The sequence below is a fragment of the Saccharothrix coeruleofusca genome (assembly GCF_017876325.1).
In the GTDB taxonomy this organism is placed as follows: domain Bacteria; phylum Actinomycetota; class Actinomycetes; order Mycobacteriales; family Pseudonocardiaceae; genus Actinosynnema; species Actinosynnema coeruleofuscum.
This window is the reverse complement of record NZ_JAGINV010000001.1, coordinates 7,564,843-7,591,567: the sequence shown is the minus strand read 5'-3', so window position 1 is coordinate 7,591,567 and position 26,725 is coordinate 7,564,843. Positions and strand designations below refer to the sequence as shown.

Genomic DNA, 26,725 nt, shown 5'->3' with positions numbered 1-26,725 from the left:
CCACCGACCGCACCGACTGCCTAGCGACCAGCCTAGTCGTCGGTCAGTCCGACCTGAGCGTGACCTGCACGGTCAGCTCACGGCCCTGCCTGGCCAGCACCACCGGGACCGTCTCGCCGATCTCGTGGTCCCGCACCGCCACGGTCAGCTCGGCGGCGTTGCGCACCATGCGGTCACCCACCCTGGTGATCACGTCACCCTCCTGGATGCCCGCCGCTGCGGCGGCCCCGCCCTCGGGGACGTTCTGCACCTGGGCGCCCTCCGCGGTCTCCGCCGAGGCCGACCGCACGTTGACGTTCATGTCCGCGTGCTTGACCTGGCCGTCGCGGATGAGCGCCTGGGAGATCTTGCGGGCGTAGTTGCCCGAGATCGCGAAGCCCAGGCCCACCGAACCGCCGGTCTCGGTGCGGATCGAGGAGTTGATGCCGACCAGCGCGCCGGAGGAGTCCACCAGCGCGCCGCCGGAGTTGCCGGGGTTGATCGCCGCGTCGGTCTGGATCGCGTCGTAGGTGATCGGCGGGCCGCCGTTCTCGCCCGCCGCGGTGACCGGGCGGTGCAGGGCGCTGACGATGCCCTCGGTGACCGTGTTCGACAGCGACAGCGGCGAGCCGATCGCCAGCACCGTGTCCCCCACCTGGAGGTCGTCGGAGTCGCCGAACTGGAGCACGGTCGGGTTGTCCACCTCGACCTTGATCACCGCCAGGTCGGTCTTGGAGTCGCGGCCCACGACCTGCGCGGTGGCGCGCTTGCCGTCGGTGAAGACCACGGTCAGCCTGGCCGACGAGTCCTGCACGGCGGGCGCGATCACGTGGTCGTTGGTCAGCACGTAGCCCTCGCCGTCGATCACCACGCCGGAGCCGACGCCCGCCACGCTGCCGCCCTTGAACTCGATCGACACCACGCTCGGCGTGACCCGCCGGGCGATGTCGGCCACCGAGCCCACCGGGCGCTCCTTGCCCGGCTTGACCTCGGCCAGCGTCACACCGCCGTCGGTCAGCGGGTTGTCCACCCGGCCCAGCAGCCACCCGGCCGCGCCGCCCGCCGCGCCCACCAGCAGGGCGGCCACCATCAGCAGCACCAGGCCCAGCGGCTTGACCCGGCGGCCGAACAGCAGCTCGGGGACGCTGAGCTGGGGACCGGGGGCTGTCGCGGTCCCGGTCTCGGCCGCGGGCTGCTCGGTGACCGCGGGCGGTCCGATGACCGCGCTCGCGCCCGGATCGCGCCAGGAGTCGCCAGCGGGCTCACCGTTCCAGAAGACCGGCTCGACCTCGGGTTCGCCGCTCAAGTCCACCGGCGGGCGCTGCAACCGCACGTCCCCACCGCCCGCCGGGCGGCCGAACGCGGTGCTCAGCGCCTCCGGGGTCGGCGGAACCAGCTGGACCGAGCCGTTGCCGTTGAGCACGGGCCGGTCGGCCGCGAAAGCGCCCTCCACACCCCTGGGCCTGCCGAACACGGCGGCCTGGGTGGGGTCCACCTCGGGGCGGTGCAGGGGACGCGGGGCGAGCCTGCGGTGCTGCCCGTCGTCCACACCGGAGACCGGGGTCGCGGACGGGTGACCGTTGCCCTGCTGTGGCTCGCTCATCGCTCCCCGAACGTTCTCATGCTTGCGTTGCGGGGCAATCGTGCCCGGTAGGCGGTGAAGTTGCCGTCAGCGGCCCTCAGTCAGCGATCCGGTTCAGCGACCCGGTCCGTCGTGGGCGGGTCCGCGCAGCGCGTCCAGACCGTCCGCGCCCTGGTTCAGCGACGGGGCGACCGCGGGCGTCGGCTCGGGAGCGCCGCCCTGGACGGGGGTGGGAGACGGGTCCTCGCTGCCCGGCACGACCAGCGCCAGCGCGCCGAGCATCAACCCGGACACGACGACGCCCGCGCCCTGGCGGGCCCGGCGGCTACCGAAGCGGCTGCCGCCGCCGGTGCCGAAAGGGCGCGACTGCCCCAGCACCGGTCCGCTGCCGAAGGAGGACGCGCGATCGGGGCGCAGCACCGTCACCAGCTGGCCGTCCTCGGTCACCGCGAGACCGTCCGGCGCGCTGGGCAGATCGACTTCCTGCGGGATCGCGCCCAGCTTGGCCAGCAGGCCGGCGGGCGCGCAGGGGGTCTCCGCGGAGCGCACCGCGGAGCGTGCCTGCTGCTGCGCGTACGCCTCGGCCGCGCAGAACGGGCAGCGCGACAAGTGCGCGGACGCCCGAGCGCGGGCCGACGGCGTGAGCTCGCCGTCGACGAAGGCGACCACGGCGTCGGGCAGCAGGTGCTGCTCGGGCAGTCCCCAACCACGCAGGTCGGTCATGCAGAGTCCTCCCGCAACTGCCCGCGACGGCGCTCCAAGGCGACCCTCAGGGCCTGCCTGCCCCGGTGGATCCGACTCCTCACGGTACCCAACTTCACCCCGAGGGTGGCACCGATCTCCTCGTAGGAGAGACCTTCGACGTCGCACAGCACCACCGCGGCGCGGAACTCCGGCGGCAGCTCGTCGAGCGCGGCCTGCAGGTCCGGGTCCAGGTGGGTGTCGGAGTAGACCTGCTCGGGGCTCGGGTCGTCGCCCGCCAGCCGGTCGGTGTCCTCGGGCAGGCCCTCCATGCGCAGCCGGGAGCGGCGCCGGGCCATGTCCAGGAACAGGTTGGTGGTGATGCGGTGCAGCCAGCCCTCGAAGGTGCCCGGCTTGTACGACGCCAGCGAGCGGAACACCCGGATGAAGGTCTCCTGGGTGAGGTCCTCGGCGTCGTGCTGGTTGCCGGTCAGGCGGTAGGCCAGCCGGTAGACCCGGTCAGCGTGATCGCGCACGACCTCGTCCCAGGTGGGCGGGGTCCACTCCGCCTCCTCGATCGGGGCGGTCGGCGCGGCGATGGAGATCGGCTGGGTTCGCATCGGGCGGTGTGGCACCTCCAGTGGGCTTGCTTGCCCTGTGCACGGGGTCAACGCCCGCGGCGGATCGTTTGTTCCCGTTGTCCTGCGCTGTCACCAGCGTGCCGGGTTCGCTTATAACGATGGTGAGAGTCGGCTGAGAGCACGCTGAGAATCCAGGGTTCCCACTTTCCCGCCGGGTTCACCCGATGCGGCCCCTCCGGCGCTAACCTCCTCGCTGTGGACGGGGCCCTGCGCGAGTACGTGGAGCGCTACCTGGTCGAGGACGAGGTCCTGCTCGCGGCCAGAGCCCGCGCCGAGGCGCTGGGCTGCCCGCCGGTCGGCGCGGGCGTCGGGGCGGCCCTGCGCTTCCTGGCGGCCGCGCTGCGGGCGCGGGCCGTGGTCGAGGTGGGCACCGGGGCCGGGGTCGGCTCGCTGCACCTGCTCAGCGGGATGCCCGCCAACGGGGTGCTGACCTCCATCGACGTCCAGCCCGAGCACCAGCGGGCGGCGCGGGTGGCGTTCGCCGAGGCCGGTGTGGCGGTCAGCCGCACCCGGCTGATCATGGGGCGGGCGCTGGAGGTGCTGCCCCGGCTCACCGACGGCGTGTACGACCTGGTGTTCGTCGACGCGGTCAAGCAGGAGTACCCCAAGTACCTGGTCGAGGCGGTGCGGCTGCTCCGGCCCGGCGGGGTGGTCGCGTTCGGCGACGTGCTGCGGCACGGGCGGGTGGTGGACCCGGCGCACCGCGACCCGGACACCCAGGCGGTGCGGGAGGTCGCGCGGGCGGTGCGGGACGACGACCGGCTCGTGCCGGTCATCCTGCCGCTGGGCGACGGCCTCCTGGTCGCCGCCAAGACGGACTGACCCCTCGCCCCAGTGCGTCGGCAAGTACTACCCGGCGGGACTGAGAGGGCCGGTAACTACTACCCGGCGTGGCCGCCTGCCCTGGTGCGCGGGCAAGTACTACCCGAGGGGCGTCCGGAGGCCGGTAACTACTACCGGTGGACGCGAAAGTGCGGGTCGGGGTGCGTGAACGCTCGGTTCGTGGTGTCTGGGCGCGCGACTCGCGGGGGCGACACGCCCGACACGCCCGCAACCGGGTGACACTGGAGCGGGCGTGGCCGTCCTGAGCGTTGAATTCGGGGGTCCTGAGGGTTCGACTCGCGGGGGGTTAGAAGGCTGTGACGCCCTTGCCGAGGACTGTGACGCCGCCCGCGCTCACCGTGTAGCGCTCGCGGTCCACCACCGGGTCCACGCCGATCAGGGCGCCGTCCGGCACGATCACGTTCTTGTCCAGGATCGCCCGCCGCACCACGGCCCCGCGCCCGATCCGCACGCCGGGCAGCAGGACGCTGCCCTGCACCACGGACCCGTTCTCCACGACCACGTCCGAGCTGATCACCGACCCGTGCACGGTGCCGGAGATGATCGACCCCGGCCCGACCATGGAGTCCTCCGCGCTGCCGCCCGCGACGAACTTCGCGGGTGGCAGGGGCGGGGTGGCGGTGCGAATGGGCCACGCCTCGTTGTAGAGGTTGAACACCGGGTTCACCGAAACGAGGTCCATGTGCGCCTCGTAGTAGGCGTCGATGGTGCCCACGTCGCGCCAGTAGCCGCGGTCGCGGTCGGTTTCCCCCGGCACGGCGTTGTCGGCGAAGTCGTAGACGTGCGCGCGGCCCTGGTCGACCAGCATGGGGATGATGTCGCCGCCCATGTCGTGGTCGGAATCCGGGTTCGCCGCGTCCGCGCGCAGCGCGTCGAGCAGCGCTTCGGTGGTGAACACGTAGTTGCCCATCGACGCGAAGGTGACCTCGGGGTCGCCGGGCACGTGCGGCGGGTCGGACGGCTTCTCCAGGAACCGGGTGATCCGGCCCCGCTCGTCGGAGTCGATGCAGCCGAACGCCTTGGCCTCGGCGCGCGGCACCCGGATGCCCGCCACGGTCACGCCCGCGCCGGTCTCCACGTGCTGGGCGACCATCTGGCCGGGGTCCATCCGGTAGACGTGGTCGGCGCCGAAGACCACCACGTGGTCCGGCCGCTCGTCGTTGACCAGGTTCAGCGACTGGAAGATCGCGTCGGCCGAGCCGGTGTACCAGCGCGGCCCCAGCCGCTGCTGCGCGGGCACCGGGGTGACGTACTGGCCCAGCACGTTGGACAGCCGCCAGGTGGTGGAGATGTGCCGGTCCAGCGAATGCGATTTGTACTGGGTGAGCACGCAGAGCCGGACGAATCCGGCGTTGACCAGGTTGGACAGCACGAAGTCGACCAGCCGGTAGTTGCCGCCGAAGGGCACCGCGGGCTTTGCCCGGTCGGCGGTCAGCGGCCACAGCCGCTTGCCTTCGCCACCGGCGAGGACAATTCCAAGTACGTGCGGTTGCCCTTTCACGGCAATGACCCTAACCGTGCGGGAGCCCGCCCACCAACGGCGGAGCAGGGGGAACGCCCGGCAGACCGCTCGTTCACCCGGCCGCCCCATTCCAGGGGGTTACGGTGAGGCCGTGCGAATTGGACTGCTGACACGGGAGTACCCGCCGGAGGTCTACGGCGGGGCGGGGGTGCACGTCGGTTTCCTGGTGCCGAGGTTGCGCGAACTGGTGGACGTGGAGGTGCACGCCTTCGGCGGGTCGCGGCCGGACGCCACCGCGCACGTGCCTGCGCCGGGCCTGGAGGGGGCCAACGCCGCCCTGGCCACGCTGTCGGTGGACCTGGGCATGGTCGCCGCGCTGGAGGGCGTCCAGCTGGCGCACTCGCACACCTGGTACGCCAACATGGCCGGTCACCTGGCGAAGCTGCTGCACGGCGTCCCGCACGTGGTCACCGCGCACTCGCTGGAGCCGCGCAGGCCGTGGAAGGCCGAGCAGCTCGGCGGGGGCTACCGGGTCTCCTCGTGGGTCGAGCGCACCGCCTACGAGGCGGCGGACGCGATCATCGCGGTCAGCGAGGGGATGCGGGCGGACGTGCTGGACTGCTACCCGGCGCTGGACCCGGCGCGGGTGCACGTGGTGCGCAACGGCATCGACACGGCGGCCTACCACCCGGTGACCGGGACCGACGCGCTGGTGCGCCACGGCATCGACCCGGACAAGCCGATCGTGGCCTTCGTCGGCCGGATCACCAGGCAGAAGGGCGTGGGGCACCTGGTGGCCGCCGCGCACCACATCTCCCCGGACGCCCAGGTGGTGCTGTGCGCGGGGGCGCCGGACACCCCGGAGATCGCCGAGGAGACCAAGGCCGCGGTGGACCGGCTGGCGCGGTCGCGGCCGGGGGTGTTCTGGCTGCAGCAGATGCTGCCCAACGAGGAGGTGCGCGAGGTCCTCAGCCACGCCGCGGTGTTCGTCTGCCCGTCGGTGTACGAGCCGCTGGGCATCGTGAACCTGGAGGCGATGGCGTGCGGCACGGCCGTGGTCGCCTCCGACGTGGGTGGCATCCCCGAGGTGGTCGAGCACGGCCGCACCGGGCTGCTGGTGCACTACGACGAGCGGGATGTCGAGGGGTTCCGGCGCGGGCTGGCGGAGTCGGTGAACGCGCTGCTGGCCGACCCGGAGCGGGCGCGGGCGTTCGGCGAGGCGGGCCGGGAGCGGGCGGTGCGGGAGTTCTCCTGGGCGAGCGTGGCCGAGCAGACGGTAGCCGTGTACGAAGCCGCGCTGAACAACGTTCAGTAATCGAGCGATTGCGGCATGTGACATTGCTCACAGGCCCCTCGGTGCAACTCAGGGCGTCTCCCACCGCCTTTAAGCAGTGGAGGACGAACTGCTGGGGGTCACATGCGGCACGCACTGCTCGTTGCGGGACTGGCGCTGGTCGCCGCCGTCGCGGGCTGCTCGACGCCACCCGCCAGGAGCGCTGAGCAGGTCAAGCTGACGATCAAGGGCCAGCCGGTGCTCGACGCCCAAGCGCTGCAGGCGCAGGCGGAGTCGGAGCTGAGCTACGCGCTCAACTTCGGCCTCGTCGCCCGCGCGGGCCGCACCGCCAGCTGCTGGTTCGCCCGCACCGGCGCGGAGTCCGAGGTGGACACCCGGCTGTGGTGCGGGCCGGTGCAGGTGCCCGGCACGGCCGCGGCGGGCGACTGGGTGCCGGTGCCGATGAAGGAGGTCGAGCGGAGCGAGGCGGGCGTGCGGCTGGTGGTCGAGCCCGCGCAGGTGCCCGAGCAGGGCAGCCGCAGCACGCCGGTGGGCAAGCTGGTGCGCACCGACGGCCTGGAGGCCGACCCGGCGAAGGAGGGCGTCAGCCAGGCCGGGCCGGACTTCCTGGCCGTGCTGCCCGACGACGGCCGCCCGCTCGACCCGGTGCCGGACGCCTGGATCAGGGACGACCAGCTGGAGGTGCGGGTGACCGGCTACGGCCGCCCGGAGTCGTGGCGCACCGAGCAGGGCGACCTGACCGCCGAGCACGGCGTGCGACTGCGGGTGCTGCGGCTGGAGGTGGACAAGCACACCGAGACCGACCCGGCGTTCGGCCAGTCCCAGTGGCACGGCTGGCAGCCGCAGCGGCCCGAGCTGGCGCTGGAGCTGCCGGGCAGGCACCACCCGCTGCCGGGTGACCGGCTGCCCGCGTCCGGCTCGGTGCTGGTGGTCTACACCGTGCCCGAGTCCGGCGGCACCGAGGCGCTGTCACTGGCCACGGTGGGCGCGAAATCGCTGGAGCAGCGGGTCGAGGTGCCCTCGGGCAAGGCGCTGACCGACATCCCGCCCGCGCTGCGCCGCGCTCACAGCCCGGAGCGGCCGCCCACCGCCCGGCAGCAGGTGCGGGTGGGCGACAAGACCGGCTCGCTCGGGGTGAGCGGCCTCCGGCTGGGCAGGCAGCGGCCGGTCAGCTACGGCGCGCAGTACGAGCTGGTCACCGCCTCGCAGCCGGACCGGGCGCTGCTGGAGCTGCGGTTGGAGGGCCGGGACCTGCCTCGGGTGGCGGGCGCGGCGATCACCCAGGACCTGGTCGCCGTGACGCTGCCGGACGGCCAGCGCGCGCCGCTGGTCGGGGCCCGCTACGACGGCGACACCTTCCCGGTGGCCGTGGTGGTGGAGGTACCGGCGGACACGCGCTCGGTGACCGTCGGCGTCACCGGGGCCACGGTCGCGCTGCCGCAGCTGGGCACCGTGCCGGTCGCCGGCGAGGGCTCGCCCGTCGCCGTGCCGCTGGACTTCTGAGCGAGCACCGCCGCCGCCCCCGCGAGCGCCAGCCACCCGGTGACCACCGCGACCAGACCCGGCCAGCCCCACGCGCCGTACGCGGCGCTGCCCGCCGTGCCGCCCGCGCTGCTGCCCACGTAGAACGCGAACAGGTACACGCCCGACGCCTGGCCCCTGGCGTGCGCGGGGGCCCGCGCGCCCACCCAGCCGCCGGCCACCGCGTGCGCGGCGAAGAACCCGCCGGTGAACAGGGCCAGCCCGGCGCACACCGCCGCCAGCGCGTCCGGCAGCGTGGCCAGCGCGCCCAGCACCGCCACGCCCAGCGAGGCCAGCACCACCGGTCCCCGGCCCAGCCGGTCGGCCAGCCGCCCGGCCACCGCCGAGCACACCCCGCCCGCCGCGTAGGCCAGGAACACCAGCGCGGCGAACCGGGCGGGCAGCTCCAGCGGTGGGCCCGCCAGCCGGAACGACACCACGTTGAACAGCGAGACGAACGCGGCCACGGCCAGCGCGGCGATCGCGTACTGGCACCACAGCACCCGGTCGCCCAGCGCCGCCCGCAAGCCGGGGCGGGGCGTCTGCGCCCGCCGCCGCCCGGCGGGCAGGAACAGCGCCGCGAGCACCGCGCACACCAGGCCGAACGCGCCCACCAGGGCCAGCGCGCCGCGCCAGTCCAGCCAGTCCGCGCCGACGCCCGCCACCAGCCTGCCGACCATGCCGCCCGCGCTGTTGCCCGCCACCAGCGCGCCGATGGCCGCGCCGACGCCCAGCGCGCCGACCTGCTCGGCCAGGAACGCCATCGCCACCGCGGGCACCCCAGCCGTGGCCACGCCCTGCAGCACGCGCAGCGCGAGGAACAGCGGGTAGCTGGGCGCGAGCGGCAGCAGCAGCCCGAGCACGGCGGCGGCCAGCACCGACCACACGATCACCCGCCGCCTGCCGATCCGCCCGGACAGGCTCGCCACCGGCACGACCACCACCGCCAGCGCGCCGGTGGCCGCGCTCACCGCGAGCGACGCCGAGCCGGGGCTGAGGTCGTACTCGGCGGCCAGTTGCGGCAGCACCGGTTGCGGCGCGTACAGCAGGGCGAACGTCGCGAAACCGGTCGCGGCGATGGACGTGGTCAACCGAGTGGGCACATACCGACGCTAACCAATACGTCCAATGCGCCAGTGGCGCACAATTGATGCTGTGATGGATGAGTTGGCACCGAAGTTGGCCGTGCTGCGCGCCTTGGCCGCCGACGAGCACGTGACGCGCGCGGCCGAGGCGGCGGGCGTGCCGCAGCCCACGGTCAGCCGCTGGCTGGCCGCCGTGGGCGCGCGGTTGGGCGCTCCGGTGGTGCGGCGGGACGGCCGCCGGGTGCGGCTGACCAGGGCCGGGCGGCTGCTCGCGGAGGCGGCGGACCGGGCGGCGGCGGTGCTGGAGGCGGGCTGGCGGGCCGCGGCCGAGGAGGTCGACCCGGAACGCGGGCAGGTGGCGCTGGGGTTCCTGCACCTGCTGGGCCGGTCGCTGGTGCCCGAGCTGGTGCGCGGGTTCCGCGAGCGGCACCCGCACGTGCGGTTCCGGCTGGTCCAGGACTCGCGACAGGCCGTGCTGGACCACCTGGCGGCGGGCGTGGTCGACCTGGCGCTGGTGGCCCCGCCGCCGGAGGACCCGGAGTTCGCCTCGGCCGTGCTGTGGTCGCAGGAGGTGCTGCTGGTGGTGCCCGCCGATCACCGGCTGGCCCGGCGCGCGGGCGTGCGGGTGGCCGAGCTGGCCGAGGAGGAGTTCGTCGGCCTGGAGCACGGCTACGGGCTGCGGCAGATCACCGACGACCTGTGCCGGGCGGCCGGGTTCACGCCGAGGCTGGCGTTCGAGGGCCAGGAGACCGAGACCGTGCGCGGGCTGGTCGCGGCCGGGCTGGGCGTGGCGCTGCTGCCACCCGCCGAGCACCCGACGGGGCTGGTGGAGGTGCCGCTCACGCCGCCCGCGCGCAGGCAGATCGGCCTGGTGTGGCAGGCCGACCAGCCGCTGCCGCCCGCCGTGCGCGCCTTCCGCGACCACGCGCTGGGCAGCTGAGCCCCCGCCGGGTGGTGGTCAGCGGCCCGCGCGGGGGCGTCGGGTGGTACTTGCGGGCGCGGGGGTCAGCGGGTGTAGGTCTCGGCGAGTTCGACGAGGGTGCGGGCGGCGAAGCCGGTCGCGCCGGGGGCCACCTCGTCGTAGGGCTTCTCCGCCCTGGCCGGGCCCGCGATGTCCAGGTGCGCCCACGGCAGCCCGCCGGTGAACTCGCGCAGGAACAGCGCCGCGGTGATCGCGCCCGGCCCGCCGGGGGCCTGCTTGAGGTCGGCCAGCTCGCCGCGCACGTCGTCCACGTGCTCCTCCAGCAGCGGCATCCGCCACCACGCCTCGCCGACCCGCTGCCCCGCCTCGACCACCCGCCGGGCCAGCTCGTCGGAGCCGGTGAAGAACCCGCCGGTGCGCAGCCCGAGGCTGACCTTCATCGCGCCGGTCAGCGTGGCCACGTCCACCATCAGGTCGGGCGCCAGCTCGCGCACCGCGTAGGCCATCGCGTCGGCCAGCACCAGCCTGCCCTCGGCGTCGGTGTTGCCGATCTCGCTGGTCGTGCCGCCGAAGTGGCGCACCACGTCGCCGGGCCGGTAGGCCGAGCCGGACACGTGGTTCTCCGCGCACGGCACCAGGCCGGTCACCCGCAGCGGCAGGCCGCGCCGGGCCACCGCGATCAGCGCGGCGATCACCGCCGCGCCGCCGGACATGTCGGTGCGCATCAGGTGCATCCCGTCGGCGGGTTTGATCGAGATGCCGCCGGTGTCGAAGGTGATGCCCTTGCCGACCAGCACCAGGTGCGGCCCGTCGCCGCCGCGCCAGGACAGCTCCAGCAGCCGGGGCGGCCGGGCGGACCCGCCGCCCACCGCCAACACCCCGCCGAAGCCGCGCGCGGCCAGCCACTTCTCGTCCCGGACCACGGCGTCCAGGCCGGGCACCGCGCGGGCCAGCTTGGCCGCCGTGGACGCCAGCCAGGCCGGGTCCTTGACGTTGGACGGCGCGTTGGCCAGGTCGCGGTTGAGCGCGGTGGCCGAAGCCAGCACGTGGGCCCGGCGGGCCTCCTCGGCCAGAACCTCGGTGTAACCGGGATCGGACACGACCAGCCGATAGGAGCGCACCCGTTCGGGGGTGGGCTGCTCGGTCACCTTGAACCGGTAGTCGCCCAGCACCGCGCCGAGCACGAACCCGCGCACCGCCTCGGCGTCGGCGTCCTCGGGCAGCAGCACGTCACAGGAGGGCGTCGTGCCGTCCTCGCCCAGCGCCCTGGCCAGCGCCGCGCCCGCCCGCCGCCACTGCGCGGCCGTGCCGTCGCCGACGCCGAGCACCCACCGGTCGTCCACCCGGCGGGTCACCCCCGCCTGGGCGCTGACGTCCTCCGGAAGTCCCTCGCCGCCCGGTCCGAGCACCGGCGGTTCACCCGCCGCGACGAGCACGACCCGCGGCACGCCCCGTCGGGCGGAATCGGCCACCTCGACGGCGGCCAGCGGGGTGGGCAGCGGCAGGCGCACGGCAGCGTCCTCCAGGGTCTGGCTGGTGTTCACTCGGTCACGGCGGCGGTCACGGCGGCGGTCACGGTGATGGCCGCACGTAGCGATGCCCCGGCTCCACTGTGGAACCGGGGCGTCTGGACTCCTGGGTTCCGGCTGGTCAGCCCGCGGCCGCCTTGAGTGCGTCGCCGAGCGCGTTGGCCTCGTCCGCCGACATCTCGACCACGAGTCGCCCACCGCCCTCCAGCGGAACGCGCATCACGATGCCCCGCCCCTCTTTGGTCACCTCAAGGGGACCGTCGCCGGTCCGGGGCTTCATGGCCGCCATAGCGTGCTCCCTCCGTCAACATCTTCCCCGCTCCGACCAGGGCCGGACACGAGGGCCATTCTCCCCTATGCGGACTCGACAGCGAAACCGAACCGATCTTTCGGCACGCCGGAAGGGGTGCCGATGATCTTGACGGGCGCGCCTGCCGGGTCCAGGACCGCCCAGCCGCAACGATTTTCCCCGACCGCGCCGACCGGCGCGCGTTCTCGACACGCCTCGGCGCTGTGGCGTGTCGCGGGGTCGCCCTGACAGACTCGGTCCTCGTGCGAGCCCGTTCCGCGCTCTTCGACGTCTACGGCGGCCACCTGCGCGAGCGGGGCGGCGCCGCGACGATCGCCGCCCTGGTCCGGCTGCTGGAGCCGTTGGACTTCGCCGCGCCCGCGGTGCGCACGGCGGTGTCGCGCACGGTCCGGCAGGGCTGGCTGACGCCCGTGCGGCTGCCCGACGGCCCCGGCTACGCCATGACACCCCGCGCGGAAAGGCGGCTGGACGAGGCCGCCGCCCGCATCTACCGCACCCGGCCGTCCACCTGGGACGGTCGCTGGCACGTCGTGGTGCCGCAAGAGCTGCCCGCCCGCGAGGCGCGCGAGCGGTTGTCCTCCTCTCTGCAACTGCTCGGTTACGGAGCGCTCGGACCGGTGACGTGGATCGCTCCCCGACCGTCCCCGGAGCTGGCCGACGTGCTGGCCGCCGAAGGCGTGACGGCCAGCACGTTCCACGGCGAGCACGAGGGCGACCCGGCCGAACTGGCCGCGCGGGCGTGGGACCTGGCCGAGCTGGGCCGCGACTACGCGCGCTTCGTGGCCGAGTGGGAACCGGCGGTGTCCGCAGTGGACGGTTCGTCGGCCGCGGAGGCGTTCGCCACGTCCCAGCGGTTCCTGCACGCCTGGCGCAAGTTCCTGTTCCGCGATCCCGGCCTGCCCCGCGAGCTGCTGCCCGAGGACTGGCCGGGCGCGGCGGCCGCGGAGTTCTTCGACCGGCACACCGCCCGCCTCGCGCCCGCCGCGCGCAAGTTCGTCGACGACTGCCTGGGCACCCACTGAGAACCGGAGGGCCTTTCGTGTCCGAACTCCTGACCGAGGACGCCGACGGCGTCCGCACCTTCACGCTGAACCGACCGGAGTCGTTCAACTCCTTCACCACCTCCCTCAAGGAGCGGCTGCTGGCGGCGGTCGAGGAGGCGGCCGGGGACGAGTCGGTGCGCGCCGTGGTGCTGACCGGGGCGGGGCGGGCGTTCTGCGCGGGGCAGGACCTCAAGGAGCACGTGAGCCTGCTGCAGGCGGGCGACCCCGCGCCGCTGCGCACCGTCGAGCAGCACTACAACCCGCTGATCAGGGCGATCACCGGGATGCCCAAGCCGGTGATCGCGGCGGTCAACGGCACCGCGGCGGGCGCGGGCGCCTCCCTGGCCTACGCCAGCGACCTGCGCGTGGTCGGGGAGTCGGCGAAGTTCCTGATGGCGTTCGCCAACGTGGGGCTGAGCGCGGACTCGGGCGCGTCGTGGACGCTGCCCCGGCTGGTCGGCCACGGCCGGGCGATGGAGATGATGATGCTGGCCCAGCCGGTGGACGCGGCGGAGGCGCTGCGCATCGGCCTGGTCAGCCAGGTGGTGCCCGACGGCGAGGTGGTGAGCACCGCGCAGGCGCTGGCCCGCAAGCTGGCGTCCGGCCCGACCACCGCCTACGCCAAGATCAAGGAGGCGCTGGGGGCCGCCTGGGGCTCCTTGGAGCAGTCGCTGGAGGTCGAGGCCCGCACGCAGGCCGAGGCAGGCGCGACGGCGGACCACCGCGAGGCGGTCGAGGCTTTCGTGGCCAAGCGCCCGCCCCGCTTCACCGGCCGCTGACCGCGCCCGGCAAGTACTACCCGACCCGCCGCGCGGGGCCGGTGACCACTACCCGGCGCGGAAGCAGGTGGCGATGTGGTCGTCCACCATGCCGGTGGCCTGCATCAGCGCGTAGCAGGTGGTGGGGCCCAGGAAGACGAACCCGCGGCGCTTGAGCTCCTTGGCCATGGCCTTGGACTCCGGGGTGGTCGCGGGCACGTCGGCCAGGGTGGCGGGGCGCGGGCGCGGACCGGTCGGCGCGAACGACCAGAGCAGCTCGTCCAGCGGCCGGTCCAGCTCGCCGACCGCGCGGGCGTTGGCGATGGTGGCGGTGATCTTGGCGCGGTTGCGCACGATGCCCGCGTCGGCCATGAGCCGGGCGAAGTCGTCGTCGCCGAACCCCGCCACCACCTCGGGGACGAACCCGGCGAAGGCGGCCCGGAAGTTCTCCCGCTTGCGCAGGATGGTCAGCCACGACAGGCCGGACTGGAACGACTCCAGGCACATCCGCTCGAACAGGGCCGTCTCGCCGTGCAGCTCGACGCCCCACTCCGTGTCGTGGTACTCGCGGTACAGGGGCGTGGTGTCGCCCCACGGGCACCGGTTCACCGGCGGTACTCCTTCGCGAAAGCGGCGAACTTGCGCAGCGACCACCGCACGCCGAGCAGGAAGGCGGGCCGGGCGAGGGCGGGCAGCGCGATGTCCTCGGACCAGACCAGTTCGCAGCGCTCGCCCAGCGGGACGACGCGGAACTCGCCGGTGCCCCGCACCACCCGCCCGGTGTGCAGCACCGCGCAACGGGTGGGCGGCTCCCACGCGGTGACGCGCATGGTGTCGGTGAACCCGATGGGCCCGATGCCGGTGAACGCCGCCAGCCCGGTGCCGGTGCCGGTGCCGTCGCCGCTGGTGACCCGGACGGTGGTGGCGAGCATCCACTCGCCTTGGCGGGGCCAGTCGGTCAGCGCCGCCCAGGTCCGCTCGGCGGGCGCGGCCACCGGGACGCGCAGCTCAAGCGCGGTCACGACCCGCCTCCAGCGCGGACTCCGGCTCCGGCTCCGGCTCCAGCGCCGGCTCGGGCTCCGGCTGGGGCTCCGGCTCCGGCTGGGGCTCCGGCTCCACGGCGGCCTCCAGCTCGGCCACCCGCTGCCGCAGCTGCCCGACCTCGTCGGCGAGCCGGTCCAGCGCCCAGTCGACCTCGGACATCTTGTAGCCGCGCAGCACGATCTGGAACTTCAGCCCGCGCACGTCCTCGGGCGACACGCCCTCGGCGGGCAGCCGGGTCGGCGACGCGCCGGGCGGCAGCGGCGCCATCTCCTCCCCCCGGCCGAAGACGAGCGAGGCCAACAGGAACACCACGGCCGCCACGAGCACCATGACGACGAGGTAGATGAGCGCGGTGGTCACACGACGATCGTGGCACACCCCACTTCCCGCCGTACCGCACTCCACCCGGAACCCGTGACCGGTGGGCGGAGTGTCAGGAGGCGGGGGTGAGCAGGAGGCAGCGGCGGGCGAGGACGGCCAGCCGCAGGGCGATGGCCAGCGGCACCAGGGTCGCGGCGGCGACCGGCGGCGGCAGCGCCAGCCGGGCGGCGTCGACCAGGGCGGTGGCCGTCATGATCGCCAGGTTGCCCGACAGCACCGCGGCCACCGACACCGCCGACACCGCCCCGGCCAGCCGCGCGAGCGTCCCCGCCGCCACTCCCCGGCGGACCAGCCACCGACCGGCCAGCAGCGACGCCACCGCCACCGCGGCCACCACCCACGCGGCCGAGTCGTTGGCCCGCGCCACCGCGAGGTACCAGTCCGGCGGCGGCACGTCGAAGCGCGGCCACGCGCCGACCCAGAACCCCCGGTTCAGCTCCCACCCCAGGTGCGCCACCGGCACCAGCAGCAGCGTCCGCAGCGTGCGCGCGCCGTGCGCCAGCGCCAGCAGCCCCTGGTACTCCCGCGCGATCACCGCCGCCGGGCCGAAGTCGGCCACCGCGCGCCGCTGCGCGGCCTCCTCGGCCAGCCCGCCGGACCGGTAGGCCGCCGCCGCGTCGTCCAGGCTGTCCCGCGCCTCGGCGAGCAGGTCCTCCTTGACGTGCTCGGGCCCGCGCAGCTGCTCGCGCAGCGACGTCACGTACTCGTCGATCACGCGGGCCACGGCCCGCCGCCCAGCACGCCCTCGATCGCGGTGGTGAACTCGCGCCACGCGGTCCGCTCGGCGGCCAGCGCGCGCTGGCCCGCCCTGGTCAGCCGGTAGGTGCGGCGCCGCCGTCCGCCCACGGTGCTCCACTCGCTGGTGACCAGCCCGGCCGTCTCCAGCCTGCGCAGCGCCGGGTACACCGTGCCGGTGGGCAGGTCGAGCACGCCGCCGCTGCGCAGCTGCAACGCCTCGATGATCGCGTACCCGTGCAGCGGCCCGCCGTCCACCGTGGCCAGCAGCAGCGCGTCGAGGTGGCCGCGCAGGGCGTCGGACTTCATGTACGCCGATTTTACGGACAACGGCCAGGTCCGACCGGCGCGTCCTCAGTGGACCGGCGCTGCCGAGCGTTCGACTCGCGGTACCCGAGCGTTCGACTCGCGGGTGGGAGCGCTCTCGCGCGGGGTCAGGCCATGGCGCGCAGGACGCGGGCGGGGGGTCGGGTGCCCGCGATGCCCGCCACCATGTCGAGCACGTGGCGGGTGCGCCGGACCTGGTGGGCGCGGAAGACCTTGGCCCCGGTCCAGGCCGCGACGGCGGTGGCCGCGAGGGTGCCGTCCACCCGGTCGTCCACCCCCACCCCCAGCGTCTCGCCGACGAAGTCCTTGTTGGACAGCGCCATCAGCACCGGCCAGCCGGTGGCCACCAGCTCGTCCAGCCTGCGCAGCAGCTCCAGCCCGTGCCAGGTGTTCTTGCCGAAGTCGTGCGTCGGGTCGATCAGCACGCCCTCGCGCGGCACGCCCAGCGAGACCACGTGCTCGGCGCGGCGCACCAGTTCCTCGACGACCTCGGCGACCACGTCGGTGTAGCGGACCCGGTGCGGGTCGGTGCGCGGCGGCAGGCCGCCGGTGTGCGAGCACACGATGCCCACCCCGAACTCGGCGGCGACCACCGCCAGCTCCGGGTCCGCGCCCGCCCAGGTGTCGTTGATCAGGTCCGCGCCCGCCCGGCACACCGCGCGGCCCACCTCGTGCCGCCAGGTGTCGACGCTGATCACCAGGTCGGGGTGGCGCTCCCGCACGGCGGCCACGAACGGCACCACCCGGCGGGCCTCCTCGGCGGCGTCGACCACCTCGCCCTTGGCGCCCGCCTTGACCCCGCCGATGTCGACGATGTCCGCGCCCTCGGCGACCGCCCGGTCGACCGCGGCCAGCGCGGCGTCGTCGTCGAAGGTGGCCCCCCGGTCGTAGAAGGAGTCCCTGGTCCGGTTGACGATCGCCATGACCAGGGCGCGATCTTGGGGCACCTCGCGCTCGCCGAACCGCATGGTCCTCATCGTGCCACGGACGCGGCCGGCGTGAGCTGCGCCACAGGCTGTTGCTACTCGCCAGTAGGTACTGGTTCGATCACCGTGATCCCGGTCACGGTCGAGGAGGACCACGTGCGCCGATCCCCGCTGCTCGCGCTGCTCTGCCTGCTCCTGCTCGCCCCACCCGCGCACGCCGCACCGGGGTTCCAGGTCAGCCACCACACCATCCCCGGTCAGGGCGGCACCCCGCTGCCCGCGTTCGTCGTCGAGCCCACCGGCCGAGGCGGCGGCCCGTTCCCGCTGCTGGTGCTCCCGTCCAGCTGGAGCATGAACGCCGTCGAGTACGTCGGCGCGGCGGCCAGGCTGGCCTACGAGTCCGGCTACGTCGTGGTCAGCTACACCAGCCGGGGCTTCCACGACGCGGGCGGCGAGATCGACGTGGCCGGTCCCGACACCGTCGCCGACGTCAGCCGGGTGATCGACTGGGCCGTCGCGCACGCGCGCGGCGACGCCACCAGGGTCGGCGTCGGCGGCATCTCCTACGGCGCGGGCCAGTCCCTGCTGGCCGCCGCGGCCGACCCGCGCGTCAAGGCCGTCGCGGCGCTGAGCACGTGGACCGACCTGGCCCGCTCGCTCTACCCGAACGAGACGGTCAGCGCGCAGGCCGTCGAGCTGCTGCTCGCCGCGGGCAAGCTCACCGGCCGCCCCGGCCCCGAGCTGCGCGAGGCCGAGGCCGCCTACCGCGCGGGCCGGTTCGCCGACGTGCTGCCCATCTCGCCGCCGCGCTCGCCCGCGACCAGGGTCGCCGACATCGACGCCGCGGTGCTGATCGGCAACGCCTGGAACGACGGCCTGTTCCCGCCCAGCCAGATCACCGACTTCTTCACCGCGCTGGACGCGCCCAAGCGGCTCATGCTCTCCCCCGGCGACCACGCCACCGCCGAGCTGTTCGGCGCGGCCGGGCTGCCCAACGAGATCTGGGCGTCGGTCGGCCGCTGGTTCGACCACCACCTGCGCGGCCTGGACAACGGCGTCGACCGGGAAGCGCCGGTGCGGCTCAAGCCGAACAACGGCGGCGGCTGGCGGTCGTTCCCGTCGTGGGGCGCGGTGACCACGCGGCGCGACACCGTGCCGCTGACCGCCGCCCGGATCGGCACGGGCAGGCCCACCCTCGCGGACAGCGGCGCGGTGCTGGTCAGCGGCGCGCTCCAGGGCTTCCTCCAGATCCCGACCGGCGTGGCGACGCCGTTGATCGACCGCACCGCGGCGGCCGTGTGGCACGGGCCCGCGCACAGCACCGCCACCACCGTCAGCGGCACCCCTCGGGCGCACCTCGCGGTGACCGCCTCGGCCCCCACCACGCTCCACGCCTACCTGTACGAGGTGAACGCGCTGGGCCTGGGCGCGCTGGTGACCCACAAGCCGGTCACCGTCGGCGCGGGCACCCACGCGCTCGACCTGGACCTGGAACCGGTGGTCTGGGAGGTCGCGGCGGGCAACCGGCTCGTGCTCGCCGTGGACACCGTCGACGCCCGCTACGGCGGGGTCAGCCGGTGGGGCGGCACGGTCGGCTTCGGCGCGGACTCGTGGCTGGAGGTCCCGCGACCCTGACAGCACCTGACGGGTATCGCCCGGTCAGGGAGCTCAAGGCGCCGCTCACCATCACCCGCCGGGACGGGACCGGCTGGGGCGGCGACGGGCGGGCGGGCCGCCTCGCCTGCCCGCGTCAACCGGCGCAGGCGTCCAGGGCCTCGGTCACGTCGCCGGTCACCACCAGCGAGTCCAGCGCGAACCGCGACACGAACCCGCGCTCGCGCAGCTCGTCCAGCCACGCCAGCAGGCCCCGGTAGTGGCCGTCCACGTCGAGCACCACCACGGGCTTGGCGTGCATCCCCAGCACCCGCGAGGTCCACACCTCGAACAGCTCCTCGCAGGTGCCGATGCCGCCGGGCAGCGCCAGGAACGCGTCGCCGTGCGCCTCCATCAGCGCCTTGCGCTCGCGCATGGTCTCGACCACCAGCAGGTCGTCGGCCTGGCTGTCGGCCAGCTCGCGGTCGACCAGCCCGCGCGGGATCACGCCCGTGGTGCGCGCCCCGCCCTCGCGGGCGGCCCGCGCCACCTCGCCCATCATCGACGTGCGCCCGCCGCCCCACGCCAGCGACCAGCCCCGCTCGGCGATGGCCGCGCCGACGCGGGAGGCCAGCTCCAGGTAGCTGCGCGGCACCGTCCTGAGCGATCCGCAGTACACCGTGACGGTCAGCGACATCAGTGCGCGTCCGCCCACGCCTTGTGCGCCTCGTTGACCACCCGCACCGCGTCGTCGATGTCGTCGGTCAGGTGCAGCAGCGCCAGGTCCTTCTCCCCGACCTTGCCGCTGGCCAGCACCGAGTCCTTGACCCAGTCGTACAGGCCCTGCCAGTAGGAGCGGCCGAACAGCACCACCGGGAACTTGGTGACCTTCTTGGTCTGCACCAGGGTCAGCGCCTCGAACAGCTCGTCCAGCGTGCCGAAGCCGCCGGGCAGGCAGATGAACGCCTGGGAGTACTTGATGAACATGGTCTTGCGGACGAAGAAGTAGCGGAAGTTCACGCCCAGGTCGACCCAGGGGTTCAGGCCCTGCTCGAACGGCAGCTCGATGCCGAGGCCGATGGAGAACCCGCCCGCCTCCGAGCAGCCCCGGTTGACCGCCTCCATCGCGCCGGGGCCGCCGCCGGTGATCACCGCGAACCCGGCCTCGGCCAGCGCGCCGCCCAGCTTGCGCCCGACCTCGTACTCGGGGTGGTCGCGGCCGGTGCGGGCGGAGCCGAACACGGTCACCGCGCTGGGCACCTCGGCCAGCGCGCCGAAGCCCTCCACGAACTCGGCCTGGATGCGCAGCACCCGCCACGGGTCGGTGTGCACCCAGTCGCTGGGGCCGCGCGAGTCCAGCAGGCGCTGGTCGGTGGTGGTCAGCTCGTCCCGGCGCTCGCGGCGCAGCACGACCGGTCCGCGCTGCTTCTCCCTGGGGTGCTCGTCCACGCCGTTGTGCTCGTCCACCCGGCCGAGTGTAGACGCGGCGGCCGGTCAGGCCACGAAGCGCCGCAACACTTCCAGGCACCGCCGGATCTCGTTCACCTGGACGTTCTCCTGCCGGGTGTGGGCCAGGGTCGGGTCGCCGGGGCCGAAGTTGACCGCGGGCATCCCCAGCGCGGCGAACCGGGCCACGTCGGTCCAGCCCAGCTTGGCCACCGGCTGCCCGCCCGCCGCCTCGACCAGCTCCCGCGCGGCCGGGGCGGACAGGCCGGGCAGCGCGCCCGGCGAGGAGTCGGTGACGGTGACCTCGTAGCCGTCGAACAGCTCGCGCAGGTGGGCCTCGGCGTCGGCCGGGGTCCGGTCGGGCGCGAAGCGGTGGTTGACGGTGAGCACGCACTCGTCGGGCACCACGTTGCCCGCCACCCCGCCGGTGATCCCGACCGCCTGGAGCCCCTCCCGGTAGGCGCAGCCGTCGATGTCGACCGTGCGCGGCCGGTACTCCTCCAGCCTGCGCAGCGCCTCCCCCATCGCGTGGATGGCGTTGACGCCCATCCACCCGCGCGCGGTGTGCGCCCGCACGCCCTTGGTGCGCACCTCGACCCGGATGGTGCCCTGGCAACCGGCCTCGATCACCGCGTTGGACGGCTCGCACACGATGGCCAGGTCGCCGCGCAGCCACTCCGGCAGCTCCCGCTCGATCCGCCCCAGGCCGTTGCGGACCGCCTCGACCTCCTCGCAGTCGTAGAACACGAAGGTCAGGTCGTGGCGGGGCTGGTCGACGGTGCCCGCGAGGGCGAGCATCACCGCGTCGCCGCCCTTCATGTCGACGGTGCCGCAGCCGTGCAGGACGTCGCCCTCGCGGCGCGACGGGTGGTTGTCGTTGATCGGCACGGTGTCCAGGTGGCCCGCCAGCACGACCCGCCGCTCGCGGCCCAGGTCGGTGCGGGCCAGCACGGTGTTGCCGGATCGGACGACTTCCAGGGAGGTCTGCTCGCGCAGGGCGCGTTCGACCAGGTCGGCGATGCGCTGCTCGTCACCGGAGACGCTGGGCACGTCCACCAGCGCGGCGGTCAGGTCGACGGGATCGGCGGTGAGGTCCAGGGTCTCGGGCACGGCCCGCACGTTACCGTTGACAGCCGTGAGCACCGCAAACCACACCGGCGCGTACGGCGTCGGACTCGCCACTGTCACCCCCGACGGGTCTGTGCTGGACACCTGGTTCCCGGCGCCCCGGCTCGGGGCCGCCGAGGCGGGCACCACGCGGCTGTCCTCGGCCGAGGTCGCCGCGGAGCTGGGCGAGGCCGCGGCCAAGCAGCTCGGCTACGACGAGGACCGCGACGTCGAGGTGGTCGGCGTGCGGGTCGGCGTCGAGTCGCTGGCCACCGCCCCCGCCGACACCTATGACGTCTACCTGCGGCTGCACCTGCTGTCCGCGCGGCTGGTCCAGCCGCACGGGGCGAACCTGGACGGCATCTTCGGCCTGCTGTCCAACGTGGTGTGGACCAACTTCGGGCCGTGCGCGGTGGAGGGCTTCGAGCAGACGCGGCTGCGGCTGCGCGGGCGCGGGCCGGTCACCGTGCACGGCATCGACAAGTTCCCGCGCATGGTCGACTACGTCGTGCCCACCGGCGTGCGGATCGCCGACGCGGACCGCGTGCGGCTGGGCGCCCACCTGGCCAGCGGCACCACCGTGATGCACGAGGGCTTCGTCAACTTCAACGCGGGCACGCTGGGCTCGTCCATGGTGGAGGGCCGCATCTCCGCGGGCGTGGTCGTCGGCGACGGCTCCGACGTGGGCGGCGGCGCGTCGATCATGGGCACCCTGTCCGGCGGCGGCAAGCAGGTCATCTCCATCGGCGAGCGCTGCCTGATCGGCGCCAACGGCGGGGTGGGCATCTCGCTGGGCGACGACTGCGTGGTGGAGGCCGGGCTGTACGTGACGGCGGGCACCAAGGTGACCACGGCCGACGGCCAGGTGGTCAAGGCCGGTCAGCTCTCCGGCGTCCCCGGCCTGCTGTTCCTCCGCGACTCCACCACCGGCGCCGTGAAGGTGCTGCCCCGCAAGGGCAACGGCGTCGAGCTCAACGAGGCGCTGCACAAGAACTGAGCCACCTCGCGGGTGGGGGCGTGGTCCACCACACCCCACCCGCGGACCGCTCAGGCGGTCAGGCGCTCCACCGCGGCGGCGATCCGCTCGTCGGTCGCGGTCAGCGCCACGCGCACGTGCCTGCCGCCCGCCGGGCCGTAGAACGTGCCCGGCGCGGCCAGGATGCCGCGCTCGGCCAGCCAACCGACGGTCTCCCAGGCGTCCTCGCCGCGCGTGGACCACAGGTACAGGCCCGCCTCGGAGTGGTCCACCGCGAAGCCCGCCGCCCGCAGCGCGGGCAGCAGCGCCTCGCGCCGCGCCCGGTACCGGTCGCGCTGGGCGGTCACGTGCTCGTCGTCCTCCAGCGCCGCGGTCATCGCCGCCTGCACCGGTCGCGGCACGATCATGCCCGCGTGCTTGCGCACCTCCAGCAGGTTCTTCACCAGCACCGGGTCGCCGGTGACGAAACCCGCCCGGTAGCCGGCCAGGCTGGAGGTCTTCGACAGCGAGTGCACCGCCAGCACGCCGTCCAGGCCGCCGCCGCGCACCGCCGGGTCCAGCACCGAGACCGGGTCCGCCGACCACGGCAGGGCCAGGTAGCACTCGTCCGAGGCCACCACCGCCCCGACCGCGCGGGCCGCCGCGACCGCCTCGGCCATCCGCTCGGCGGACAGCACGCGCCCGGTCGGGTTGGACGGGGAGTTCAGCCACACCAGCCGGGTGCCCTCGGGCGGGGCCTCGCCGTCGGCCAGCCGGACCGGCGTGGCGCCCGCCAGGCGGGCGCCCACCTCGTAGGTCGGGTAGGCCAGCTCCGGGATGGCCACCACGTCACCGGGGCCCAGCCCCAGCAGCGCGGGCAGCCACGCGACCAGCTCCTTGGAGCCGATCGTGGGCAGCACCGCGTCCGGGTCCAGCTCCGGCAGGCCGTGCCTGCGGCGCAGCGCGCCGACGGCGGCCGCGCGCAGCTCGGGCGTGCCGTGGGTGGTCGGGTAGCCGGGCTGGTCGGCGACCGAGGCCAGCGCCTCCCGGATCACCCGGGGCACCGGGTCCACCGGGGTGCCGACGGACAGGTCGACCACGCCACCGGGGTGCGTGCGCGCCTTGGCGGCGTGGTCGGCCAACGTGTCCCAGGGGAAGTCCGGGAGTGTCCGGGACGAGGTCACTCGTGGGACGCCTGGGCGGGCAGCGCCTTGATGAAGGCCGGGTCGGCCGAGACCTTGCCGACTTTGGAGGCGCCGCCGGGCGAGCCCAGCTCGTCGAAGAAGTCCACGTTCGCCTTGGTGTACTCCTTCCACTCGTCCGGGACGTCGTCCTCGTAGTAGATGGCCTCCACCGGGCACACCGGCTCGCACGCCCCGCAGTCCACGCACTCGTCAGGGTGGATGTAGAGCATCCGGTCGCCTTCGTAGATGCAGTCGACGGGGCACTCTTCGATGCACGCCTTGTCGAGCACGTCCACGCACGGCTGGGCGATCACATAGGTCACTGCGCTCTCCTGCTCTGTCCTGGTCCACACCGCGCAAGCCGGAGAGTACGCGGCGAGTGCCATTGTCCTCCGGTGAGGCTCGCCTTAGCAGCCGGTTGTCCCAGCTCACAGAACGGACTTCGGGGAACTGGAGGATCATGGGCGGGTGACGACCGTGCTGGAGCTGGAGGAGCGCTGCGCCGACGCGTGGCCCGCGCTGGTGGACGAGCGGCTGGGCGGCTGGCGGCTGCGCGCCGCGGGCGGCTTCACCGGCCGCGCCAACAGCGCGCTGACCACGGGTGATCCCGGTGTGCCGGTAGCCGACGCGCTGGCCGCGGTGTCCGGTTTCGCCCGGCGGCACGAGATCAGGCCGCTGGCGCACGTGGTCGTGGGCTCCCCGCACGAGGACGCCGTGGCGCGGACCGGGTGGCGGGTCGACCTGGATCACCCCGGCGGCGCGGAGTCGCTGGTGCTCACCGGCCCGCTGGCCGCCTTCGCGACGCCGAAGCCCGAAGGGGTCGCGGAAGGGGTCTCGGAAGGGGTCGCGGAAGGAGTCTCGGTGCCGACCTCGCCGTCGGAGGGCTGGTGGGAGCTGGCCGCGCAGGCCGAGCCGACGCCCGCGCAGCGGCACGTGCTGGGCTCCGGCGGTGTGGTGGGCTTCGGCCAGGTGGCGCGCGACGGGGTCGTGCTCGCGGTGGTGCGTGGCGCGGTGGTCGGCGACCTGCTGCACGTCGCCCGGCTGGCGGTGCGGCCCGAGGCGCGTCGGCGCGGGCTGGCGCGGGCGCTGCTGGGCGGGCTGGCGTCGTGGGCGCTGGAGCGCGGCGCCACCACGTGCGCGCTCCAGGTGGCCGAGCACAACACGCCCGCGCTGGAGCTGTACCGGTCGCTGGGGTGCGTGGAGCACCACCGGTACCGCTACTGGGCCCCGAACCACTCGTAGGCGGCCTTGCGGACGCGGCGCAGGCCGGACCGCTCGCCGAGGTAGTCGCCGACCACGCCGACGACGGGCAGCGCGCCCAGCGCCTGGTGGTAGAAGCGGCCGTGGGGGCGCTTGTCCAGCTCGTCCTCCAGCGACCACAGCACGCGGGCGAGCTTCCAGATGGTGCGGCCGATGGCCTTGAACGTGGAGCGGTCCAGCTCTTCGGTGAGCTCGGCGGTGCGGCGGTCCTCGTCCGGGTCCACCGCGCGGCCGTCCACCTCGCGCTGGAACAGCACGTGGGCGATCAGCCGGACGCGGTCCTCGGTGGTGGTGATGCCGCGCTCGCCCGCCAGCGCGGACAGCAGCAGCCCCTGGCCCGCCGCGCCCAGCGAGGACTGGATGGGCAGCCGGTCGGCCAGCGCGCCGCCGACGCCGGGGATCGCCGCCAGCAGCGACACCACCCGGCCGACCCGGTTGAGCCACCACTCGTCGCGCTGGTCCAGGTCCATCGCGGCCCAGCCCGCGGTGCCGGGGACCTTGACCCTGGCCAGCTGGTCCCACAGCTTGTCGACCACCTTGCGGTCGGCGCTCGCCTCCAGGGACCGGTCGCGCAGGCCGAGCAGGTTCACCTCGCGCAGCGCGTCCAGCACCGGCCCGGTGGCCCGCACGAACGGCCGCAGCGCCCGGACCACGTCCCGATCGCTGATCGCCTCACCCATCACGCCTCCCCAGCCACCACCCCCGACCACCGCGCGAGGCCGCGTCGGTCTGTCGAGTCGCCTTTCGGGAGGATCACGCTTTTCGATCCTCCCGAAACGCGGCTCGACTGGCCGACTTCCAGGCGGCCGAGCCGACCCGGCGGAGCCGGGTCAATTCAATGCGGTTTACCCATCAAGGCACCCACGGCAATCGCGCTGGGCAAAGCGCCGCCCGCGAACAGCAGCAGCGTGCGCCAGTCGTTGACCAGCACCACGTCGCCGCCGGGCCCGAAGGTGGCCAGCACCAGCAGCGTCCCCAGCCACACCAGCAGCGGCGAGGACGCCACGAGCAGGCCGCGCGCGTGCCGGGACGCGGCCAGCACCAGCATCGGGGTGGTCACGATCGCCACCACCACGCTGATCGGGAACGGCCAGTCGCGCACGTCGGGCAGCAGGGTGCCGTCCAGCCGCAGCGGCAGGAAGAACACCTCCAGCACCGCCAGCACGAACGCCTGGACCAGCACCGCCACCAGGGCGAGCCTGCGCTCAGCGGTCATCCAACCCCCCGAACAGATCGGTCTCCGCGCCCTCCGCGGAGCCCTTGGCCAGCACGTAGTGCTCGGTGGGCACGACCGGCTGGGCGATGCCGTTGGACAGCGCGTAGCTGGCCGAGCCCGCGCCGTCCTGCCACACGCTGACCTGGGTGGAGTGCGCCCGCAGGGCGCGCAGCTTGGCCACCAGGTGCTCGGAGACGTCGACGGTGGTGGTGATCTCGGCGTCGTCGGTCACCGGCAGCTCGCCCGGCTCGGGCAGCCGGAACGGCAGGTCGGGCAGCTCCGCCAGCGCCGCCGCGCCCGCCTCGGTGGCCGCGCGGGAGGTCACGGCGTGGAACACGCGGTCGACCTCCGAGGTGGCCGCGCAGGCGGCCGTGGTGATCTGGTGGGCACGGATGTGGTCGGGGTGGCCGTAGCCGCCGAAGGCGTCGTAGGTCACCACCACCTGCGGCTTCACCGACGCGATGATGCCGGACAGCTCCTCGACCTGCTCGTCGAAGGAGCCCTGGACGAACGCGCGGGGGTGCTCGTTGGCCGCGACGCCCGCCATGCCGGAGTCGCGCCAGCGGCCCATGCCGCCCAGGAACCGGTGGTCGGTCACGCCCAGGGCGGTGCAGGCGGCGCGCAGTTCGGCCACCCGGTAGCCGCCGAGCTGGTCGGCCGCGTCGGCGGCGAGCTGGCGCAGCGCGGGCGGGATGATCTCGCCCTCCTCGCCGAGGGTGCAGGTGACCACGGTGACGTGCGCGCCGGAGGCCGCGTAGCGGGCGATGGTGCCGCCCGTCCACAGGCTCTCGTCATCGGGGTGTGCGTGTACCAGCAGCAACCGGGGCGGGGCAGTCAGCGTCACCGGATCAGCGTAGAGGCCGGTCGGGGCCGCCGTGGTGGGCGGCCCCGACCCTGGCGG

At 74.3% G+C, this 26,725-nt stretch carries 28 protein-coding genes and 1 pseudogene; 8 read left to right on the top strand and 21 right to left on the bottom strand.

Going from position 1 to position 26,725, the window contains the following annotated elements:
- Window positions 1–43: 43 nt before the first annotated feature.
- The 3 genes from JOF41_RS35405 to sigE form a co-directional block, all read right to left on the bottom strand.
- Window positions 44–1,582, bottom strand: coding sequence for a S1C family serine protease (locus tag JOF41_RS35405; protein ID WP_189224478.1), 1,539 nt, complete (start codon window positions 1,580–1,582; stop codon window positions 44–46).
- 93 nt (window positions 1,583–1,675) lie between these two features.
- On the bottom strand, window positions 1,676–2,284 hold the full coding sequence (locus JOF41_RS35400; protein ID WP_244989773.1) for a zf-HC2 domain-containing protein: 609 nt from the start codon (window positions 2,282–2,284) through the stop codon (window positions 1,676–1,678).
- A complete protein-coding gene (gene sigE, locus JOF41_RS35395; RefSeq protein ID WP_189224477.1) occupies window positions 2,281–2,862 on the bottom strand; it encodes an RNA polymerase sigma factor SigE in 582 nt (193 codons plus the stop codon). The genes JOF41_RS35400 and sigE overlap by 4 nt, the downstream gene beginning before the upstream one ends.
- Before the next feature lie 216 nt (window positions 2,863–3,078).
- Here sigE and JOF41_RS35390 point away from each other — a divergent pair, with 216 nt between their 5' ends.
- Window positions 3,079–3,705 (top strand): O-methyltransferase, encoded by a 627-nt coding sequence (locus JOF41_RS35390; protein WP_189224476.1) that lies wholly within the window; start codon window positions 3,079–3,081, stop codon window positions 3,703–3,705.
- A gap of 307 nt (window positions 3,706–4,012) precedes the next feature.
- On the opposite strand, the gene glgC is transcribed toward JOF41_RS35390, so the two are convergent.
- The gene (glgC, locus tag JOF41_RS35385) at window positions 4,013–5,227 is read right to left on the bottom strand and encodes a glucose-1-phosphate adenylyltransferase (protein ID WP_209623914.1); all 1,215 of its coding nucleotides are present in this window, start codon (window positions 5,225–5,227) and stop codon (window positions 4,013–4,015) included.
- A gap of 112 nt (window positions 5,228–5,339) precedes the next feature.
- On the opposite strand from glgC, the gene glgA reads away from it, so the two are divergent.
- Window positions 5,340–6,503 (top strand): glycogen synthase, encoded by a 1,164-nt coding sequence (glgA, locus tag JOF41_RS35380; RefSeq protein WP_189224474.1) that lies wholly within the window; start codon window positions 5,340–5,342, stop codon window positions 6,501–6,503.
- Between the two features lie 1,319 nt (window positions 6,504–7,822).
- On the opposite strand, the gene JOF41_RS35375 is transcribed toward glgA, so the two are convergent.
- A complete protein-coding gene (locus JOF41_RS35375; protein ID WP_189224473.1) occupies window positions 7,823–9,106 on the bottom strand; it encodes an MFS transporter in 1,284 nt (427 codons plus the stop codon).
- A gap of 55 nt (window positions 9,107–9,161) precedes the next feature.
- Here JOF41_RS35375 and JOF41_RS35370 point away from each other — a divergent pair, with 55 nt between their 5' ends.
- Window positions 9,162–10,028, top strand: coding sequence for a LysR family transcriptional regulator (locus JOF41_RS35370; protein ID WP_229795864.1), 867 nt, complete (start codon window positions 9,162–9,164; stop codon window positions 10,026–10,028).
- Window positions 10,029–10,093: 65 nt separating this feature from the next.
- Here the strand turns inward: JOF41_RS35370 and JOF41_RS35365 are convergent, their stop codons facing one another.
- On the bottom strand, window positions 10,094–11,554 hold the full coding sequence (locus JOF41_RS35365; RefSeq protein WP_372448513.1) for a leucyl aminopeptidase family protein: 1,461 nt from the start codon (window positions 11,552–11,554) through the stop codon (window positions 10,094–10,096).
- 106 nt (window positions 11,555–11,660) lie between these two features.
- Window positions 11,661–11,828: a DUF3117 domain-containing protein gene (locus JOF41_RS35360; RefSeq protein ID WP_012783412.1), complete on the bottom strand. Its 168-nt coding sequence runs from the start codon at window positions 11,826–11,828 to the stop codon at window positions 11,661–11,663.
- A 263-nt stretch (window positions 11,829–12,091) separates the two neighbouring features.
- Here JOF41_RS35360 and JOF41_RS35355 point away from each other — a divergent pair, with 263 nt between their 5' ends.
- Window positions 12,092–12,871, top strand: a complete 780-nt coding sequence (locus JOF41_RS35355; RefSeq protein ID WP_189224471.1) for a PaaX family transcriptional regulator — start codon at window positions 12,092–12,094, stop codon at window positions 12,869–12,871.
- Window positions 12,872–12,888: 17 nt separating this feature from the next.
- Window positions 12,889–13,671, top strand: coding sequence for an enoyl-CoA hydratase-related protein (locus JOF41_RS35350; protein WP_189224470.1), 783 nt, complete (start codon window positions 12,889–12,891; stop codon window positions 13,669–13,671).
- A 48-nt stretch (window positions 13,672–13,719) separates the two neighbouring features.
- Here the strand turns inward: JOF41_RS35350 and JOF41_RS35345 are convergent, their stop codons facing one another.
- The 6 genes and pseudogenes from JOF41_RS35345 to folP form a co-directional block, all read right to left on the bottom strand.
- Entirely contained in the window at window positions 13,720–14,259 is a 540-nt protein-coding gene (locus tag JOF41_RS35345) for a DNA-3-methyladenine glycosylase I (RefSeq protein WP_209623913.1), read from the bottom strand.
- Window positions 14,256–14,672 carry an SRPBCC family protein gene (locus JOF41_RS35340; RefSeq protein ID WP_189224468.1) on the bottom strand — a complete coding sequence of 139 codons (417 nt, stop codon included), beginning with the start codon at window positions 14,670–14,672 and terminating at the stop codon, window positions 14,256–14,258. Before JOF41_RS35340 ends, JOF41_RS35345 begins: the two co-directional genes overlap by 4 nt.
- 91 nt (window positions 14,673–14,763) lie before the next feature.
- Window positions 14,764–15,054: pseudogene (locus tag JOF41_RS37575) on the bottom strand (DivIVA domain-containing protein); the annotation flags it as partial.
- A gap of 73 nt (window positions 15,055–15,127) precedes the next feature.
- On the bottom strand, window positions 15,128–15,799 hold the full coding sequence (locus JOF41_RS35330) for a permease prefix domain 1-containing protein (RefSeq protein WP_209623911.1): 672 nt from the start codon (window positions 15,797–15,799) through the stop codon (window positions 15,128–15,130).
- Window positions 15,787–16,119: a PadR family transcriptional regulator gene (locus JOF41_RS35325; RefSeq protein ID WP_189224465.1), complete on the bottom strand. Its 333-nt coding sequence runs from the start codon at window positions 16,117–16,119 to the stop codon at window positions 15,787–15,789. The genes JOF41_RS35330 and JOF41_RS35325 overlap by 13 nt, the downstream gene beginning before the upstream one ends.
- A 125-nt stretch (window positions 16,120–16,244) precedes the next feature.
- Window positions 16,245–17,114 carry a dihydropteroate synthase gene (folP, locus tag JOF41_RS35320; protein ID WP_209623910.1) on the bottom strand — a complete coding sequence of 290 codons (870 nt, stop codon included), beginning with the start codon at window positions 17,112–17,114 and terminating at the stop codon, window positions 16,245–16,247.
- Between the two features lie 105 nt (window positions 17,115–17,219).
- Between folP and JOF41_RS35315 the strand changes: the two genes are divergently transcribed.
- The gene (locus JOF41_RS35315) at window positions 17,220–18,698 is read left to right on the top strand and encodes a CocE/NonD family hydrolase (RefSeq protein WP_307867674.1); all 1,479 of its coding nucleotides are present in this window, start codon (window positions 17,220–17,222) and stop codon (window positions 18,696–18,698) included.
- A gap of 115 nt (window positions 18,699–18,813) precedes the next feature.
- Here JOF41_RS35315 and JOF41_RS35310 read toward each other — a convergent pair whose 3' ends face one another.
- The 3 genes from JOF41_RS35310 to dapE are packed head-to-tail and all read right to left on the bottom strand — an operon-like array spanning window position 18,814 to window position 21,212.
- On the bottom strand, window positions 18,814–19,353 hold the full coding sequence (locus JOF41_RS35310; protein ID WP_209624653.1) for an LOG family protein: 540 nt from the start codon (window positions 19,351–19,353) through the stop codon (window positions 18,814–18,816).
- Window positions 19,353–20,123 carry an LOG family protein gene (locus tag JOF41_RS35305; protein WP_189224462.1) on the bottom strand — a complete coding sequence of 257 codons (771 nt, stop codon included), beginning with the start codon at window positions 20,121–20,123 and terminating at the stop codon, window positions 19,353–19,355. The genes JOF41_RS35310 and JOF41_RS35305 overlap by 1 nt, the downstream gene beginning before the upstream one ends.
- Window positions 20,124–20,150: 27 nt before the next feature.
- The gene (gene dapE, locus JOF41_RS35300) at window positions 20,151–21,212 is read right to left on the bottom strand and encodes a succinyl-diaminopimelate desuccinylase (protein WP_209623908.1); all 1,062 of its coding nucleotides are present in this window, start codon (window positions 21,210–21,212) and stop codon (window positions 20,151–20,153) included.
- Between the two features lie 25 nt (window positions 21,213–21,237).
- Here dapE and dapD point away from each other — a divergent pair, with 25 nt between their 5' ends.
- Window positions 21,238–22,206: a 2,3,4,5-tetrahydropyridine-2,6-dicarboxylate N-succinyltransferase gene (gene dapD / locus JOF41_RS35295; RefSeq protein ID WP_307867671.1), complete on the top strand. Its 969-nt coding sequence runs from the start codon at window positions 21,238–21,240 to the stop codon at window positions 22,204–22,206.
- A gap of 50 nt (window positions 22,207–22,256) precedes the next feature.
- On the opposite strand, the gene dapC is transcribed toward dapD, so the two are convergent.
- Both dapC and fdxA read right to left on the bottom strand, forming a co-directional pair.
- A complete protein-coding gene (dapC, locus tag JOF41_RS35290; protein WP_189224459.1) occupies window positions 22,257–23,348 on the bottom strand; it encodes a succinyldiaminopimelate transaminase in 1,092 nt (363 codons plus the stop codon).
- Entirely contained in the window at window positions 23,345–23,671 is a 327-nt protein-coding gene (gene fdxA, locus JOF41_RS35285) for a ferredoxin (protein WP_189224458.1), read from the bottom strand. The genes dapC and fdxA overlap by 4 nt, the downstream gene beginning before the upstream one ends.
- A gap of 145 nt (window positions 23,672–23,816) precedes the next feature.
- Here fdxA and JOF41_RS35280 point away from each other — a divergent pair, with 145 nt between their 5' ends.
- The gene (locus JOF41_RS35280; protein WP_209623906.1) at window positions 23,817–24,590 is read left to right on the top strand and encodes a GNAT family N-acetyltransferase; all 774 of its coding nucleotides are present in this window, start codon (window positions 23,817–23,819) and stop codon (window positions 24,588–24,590) included.
- Here JOF41_RS35280 and JOF41_RS35275 read toward each other — a convergent pair.
- The 3 genes from JOF41_RS35275 to mshB form a co-directional block, all read right to left on the bottom strand.
- Window positions 24,566–25,288, bottom strand: a complete 723-nt coding sequence (locus tag JOF41_RS35275) for a hypothetical protein (RefSeq protein WP_209623905.1) — start codon at window positions 25,286–25,288, stop codon at window positions 24,566–24,568. The genes JOF41_RS35280 and JOF41_RS35275 overlap by 25 nt on opposite strands.
- Window positions 25,289–25,443: 155 nt before the next feature.
- On the bottom strand, window positions 25,444–25,824 hold the full coding sequence (locus tag JOF41_RS35270) for a hypothetical protein (RefSeq protein ID WP_189224455.1): 381 nt from the start codon (window positions 25,822–25,824) through the stop codon (window positions 25,444–25,446).
- The gene (gene mshB, locus JOF41_RS35265) at window positions 25,814–26,668 is read right to left on the bottom strand and encodes an N-acetyl-1-D-myo-inositol-2-amino-2-deoxy-alpha-D-glucopyranoside deacetylase (protein WP_189224454.1); all 855 of its coding nucleotides are present in this window, start codon (window positions 26,666–26,668) and stop codon (window positions 25,814–25,816) included. The genes JOF41_RS35270 and mshB overlap by 11 nt, the downstream gene beginning before the upstream one ends.
- Window positions 26,669–26,725 lie beyond the last annotated feature (57 nt).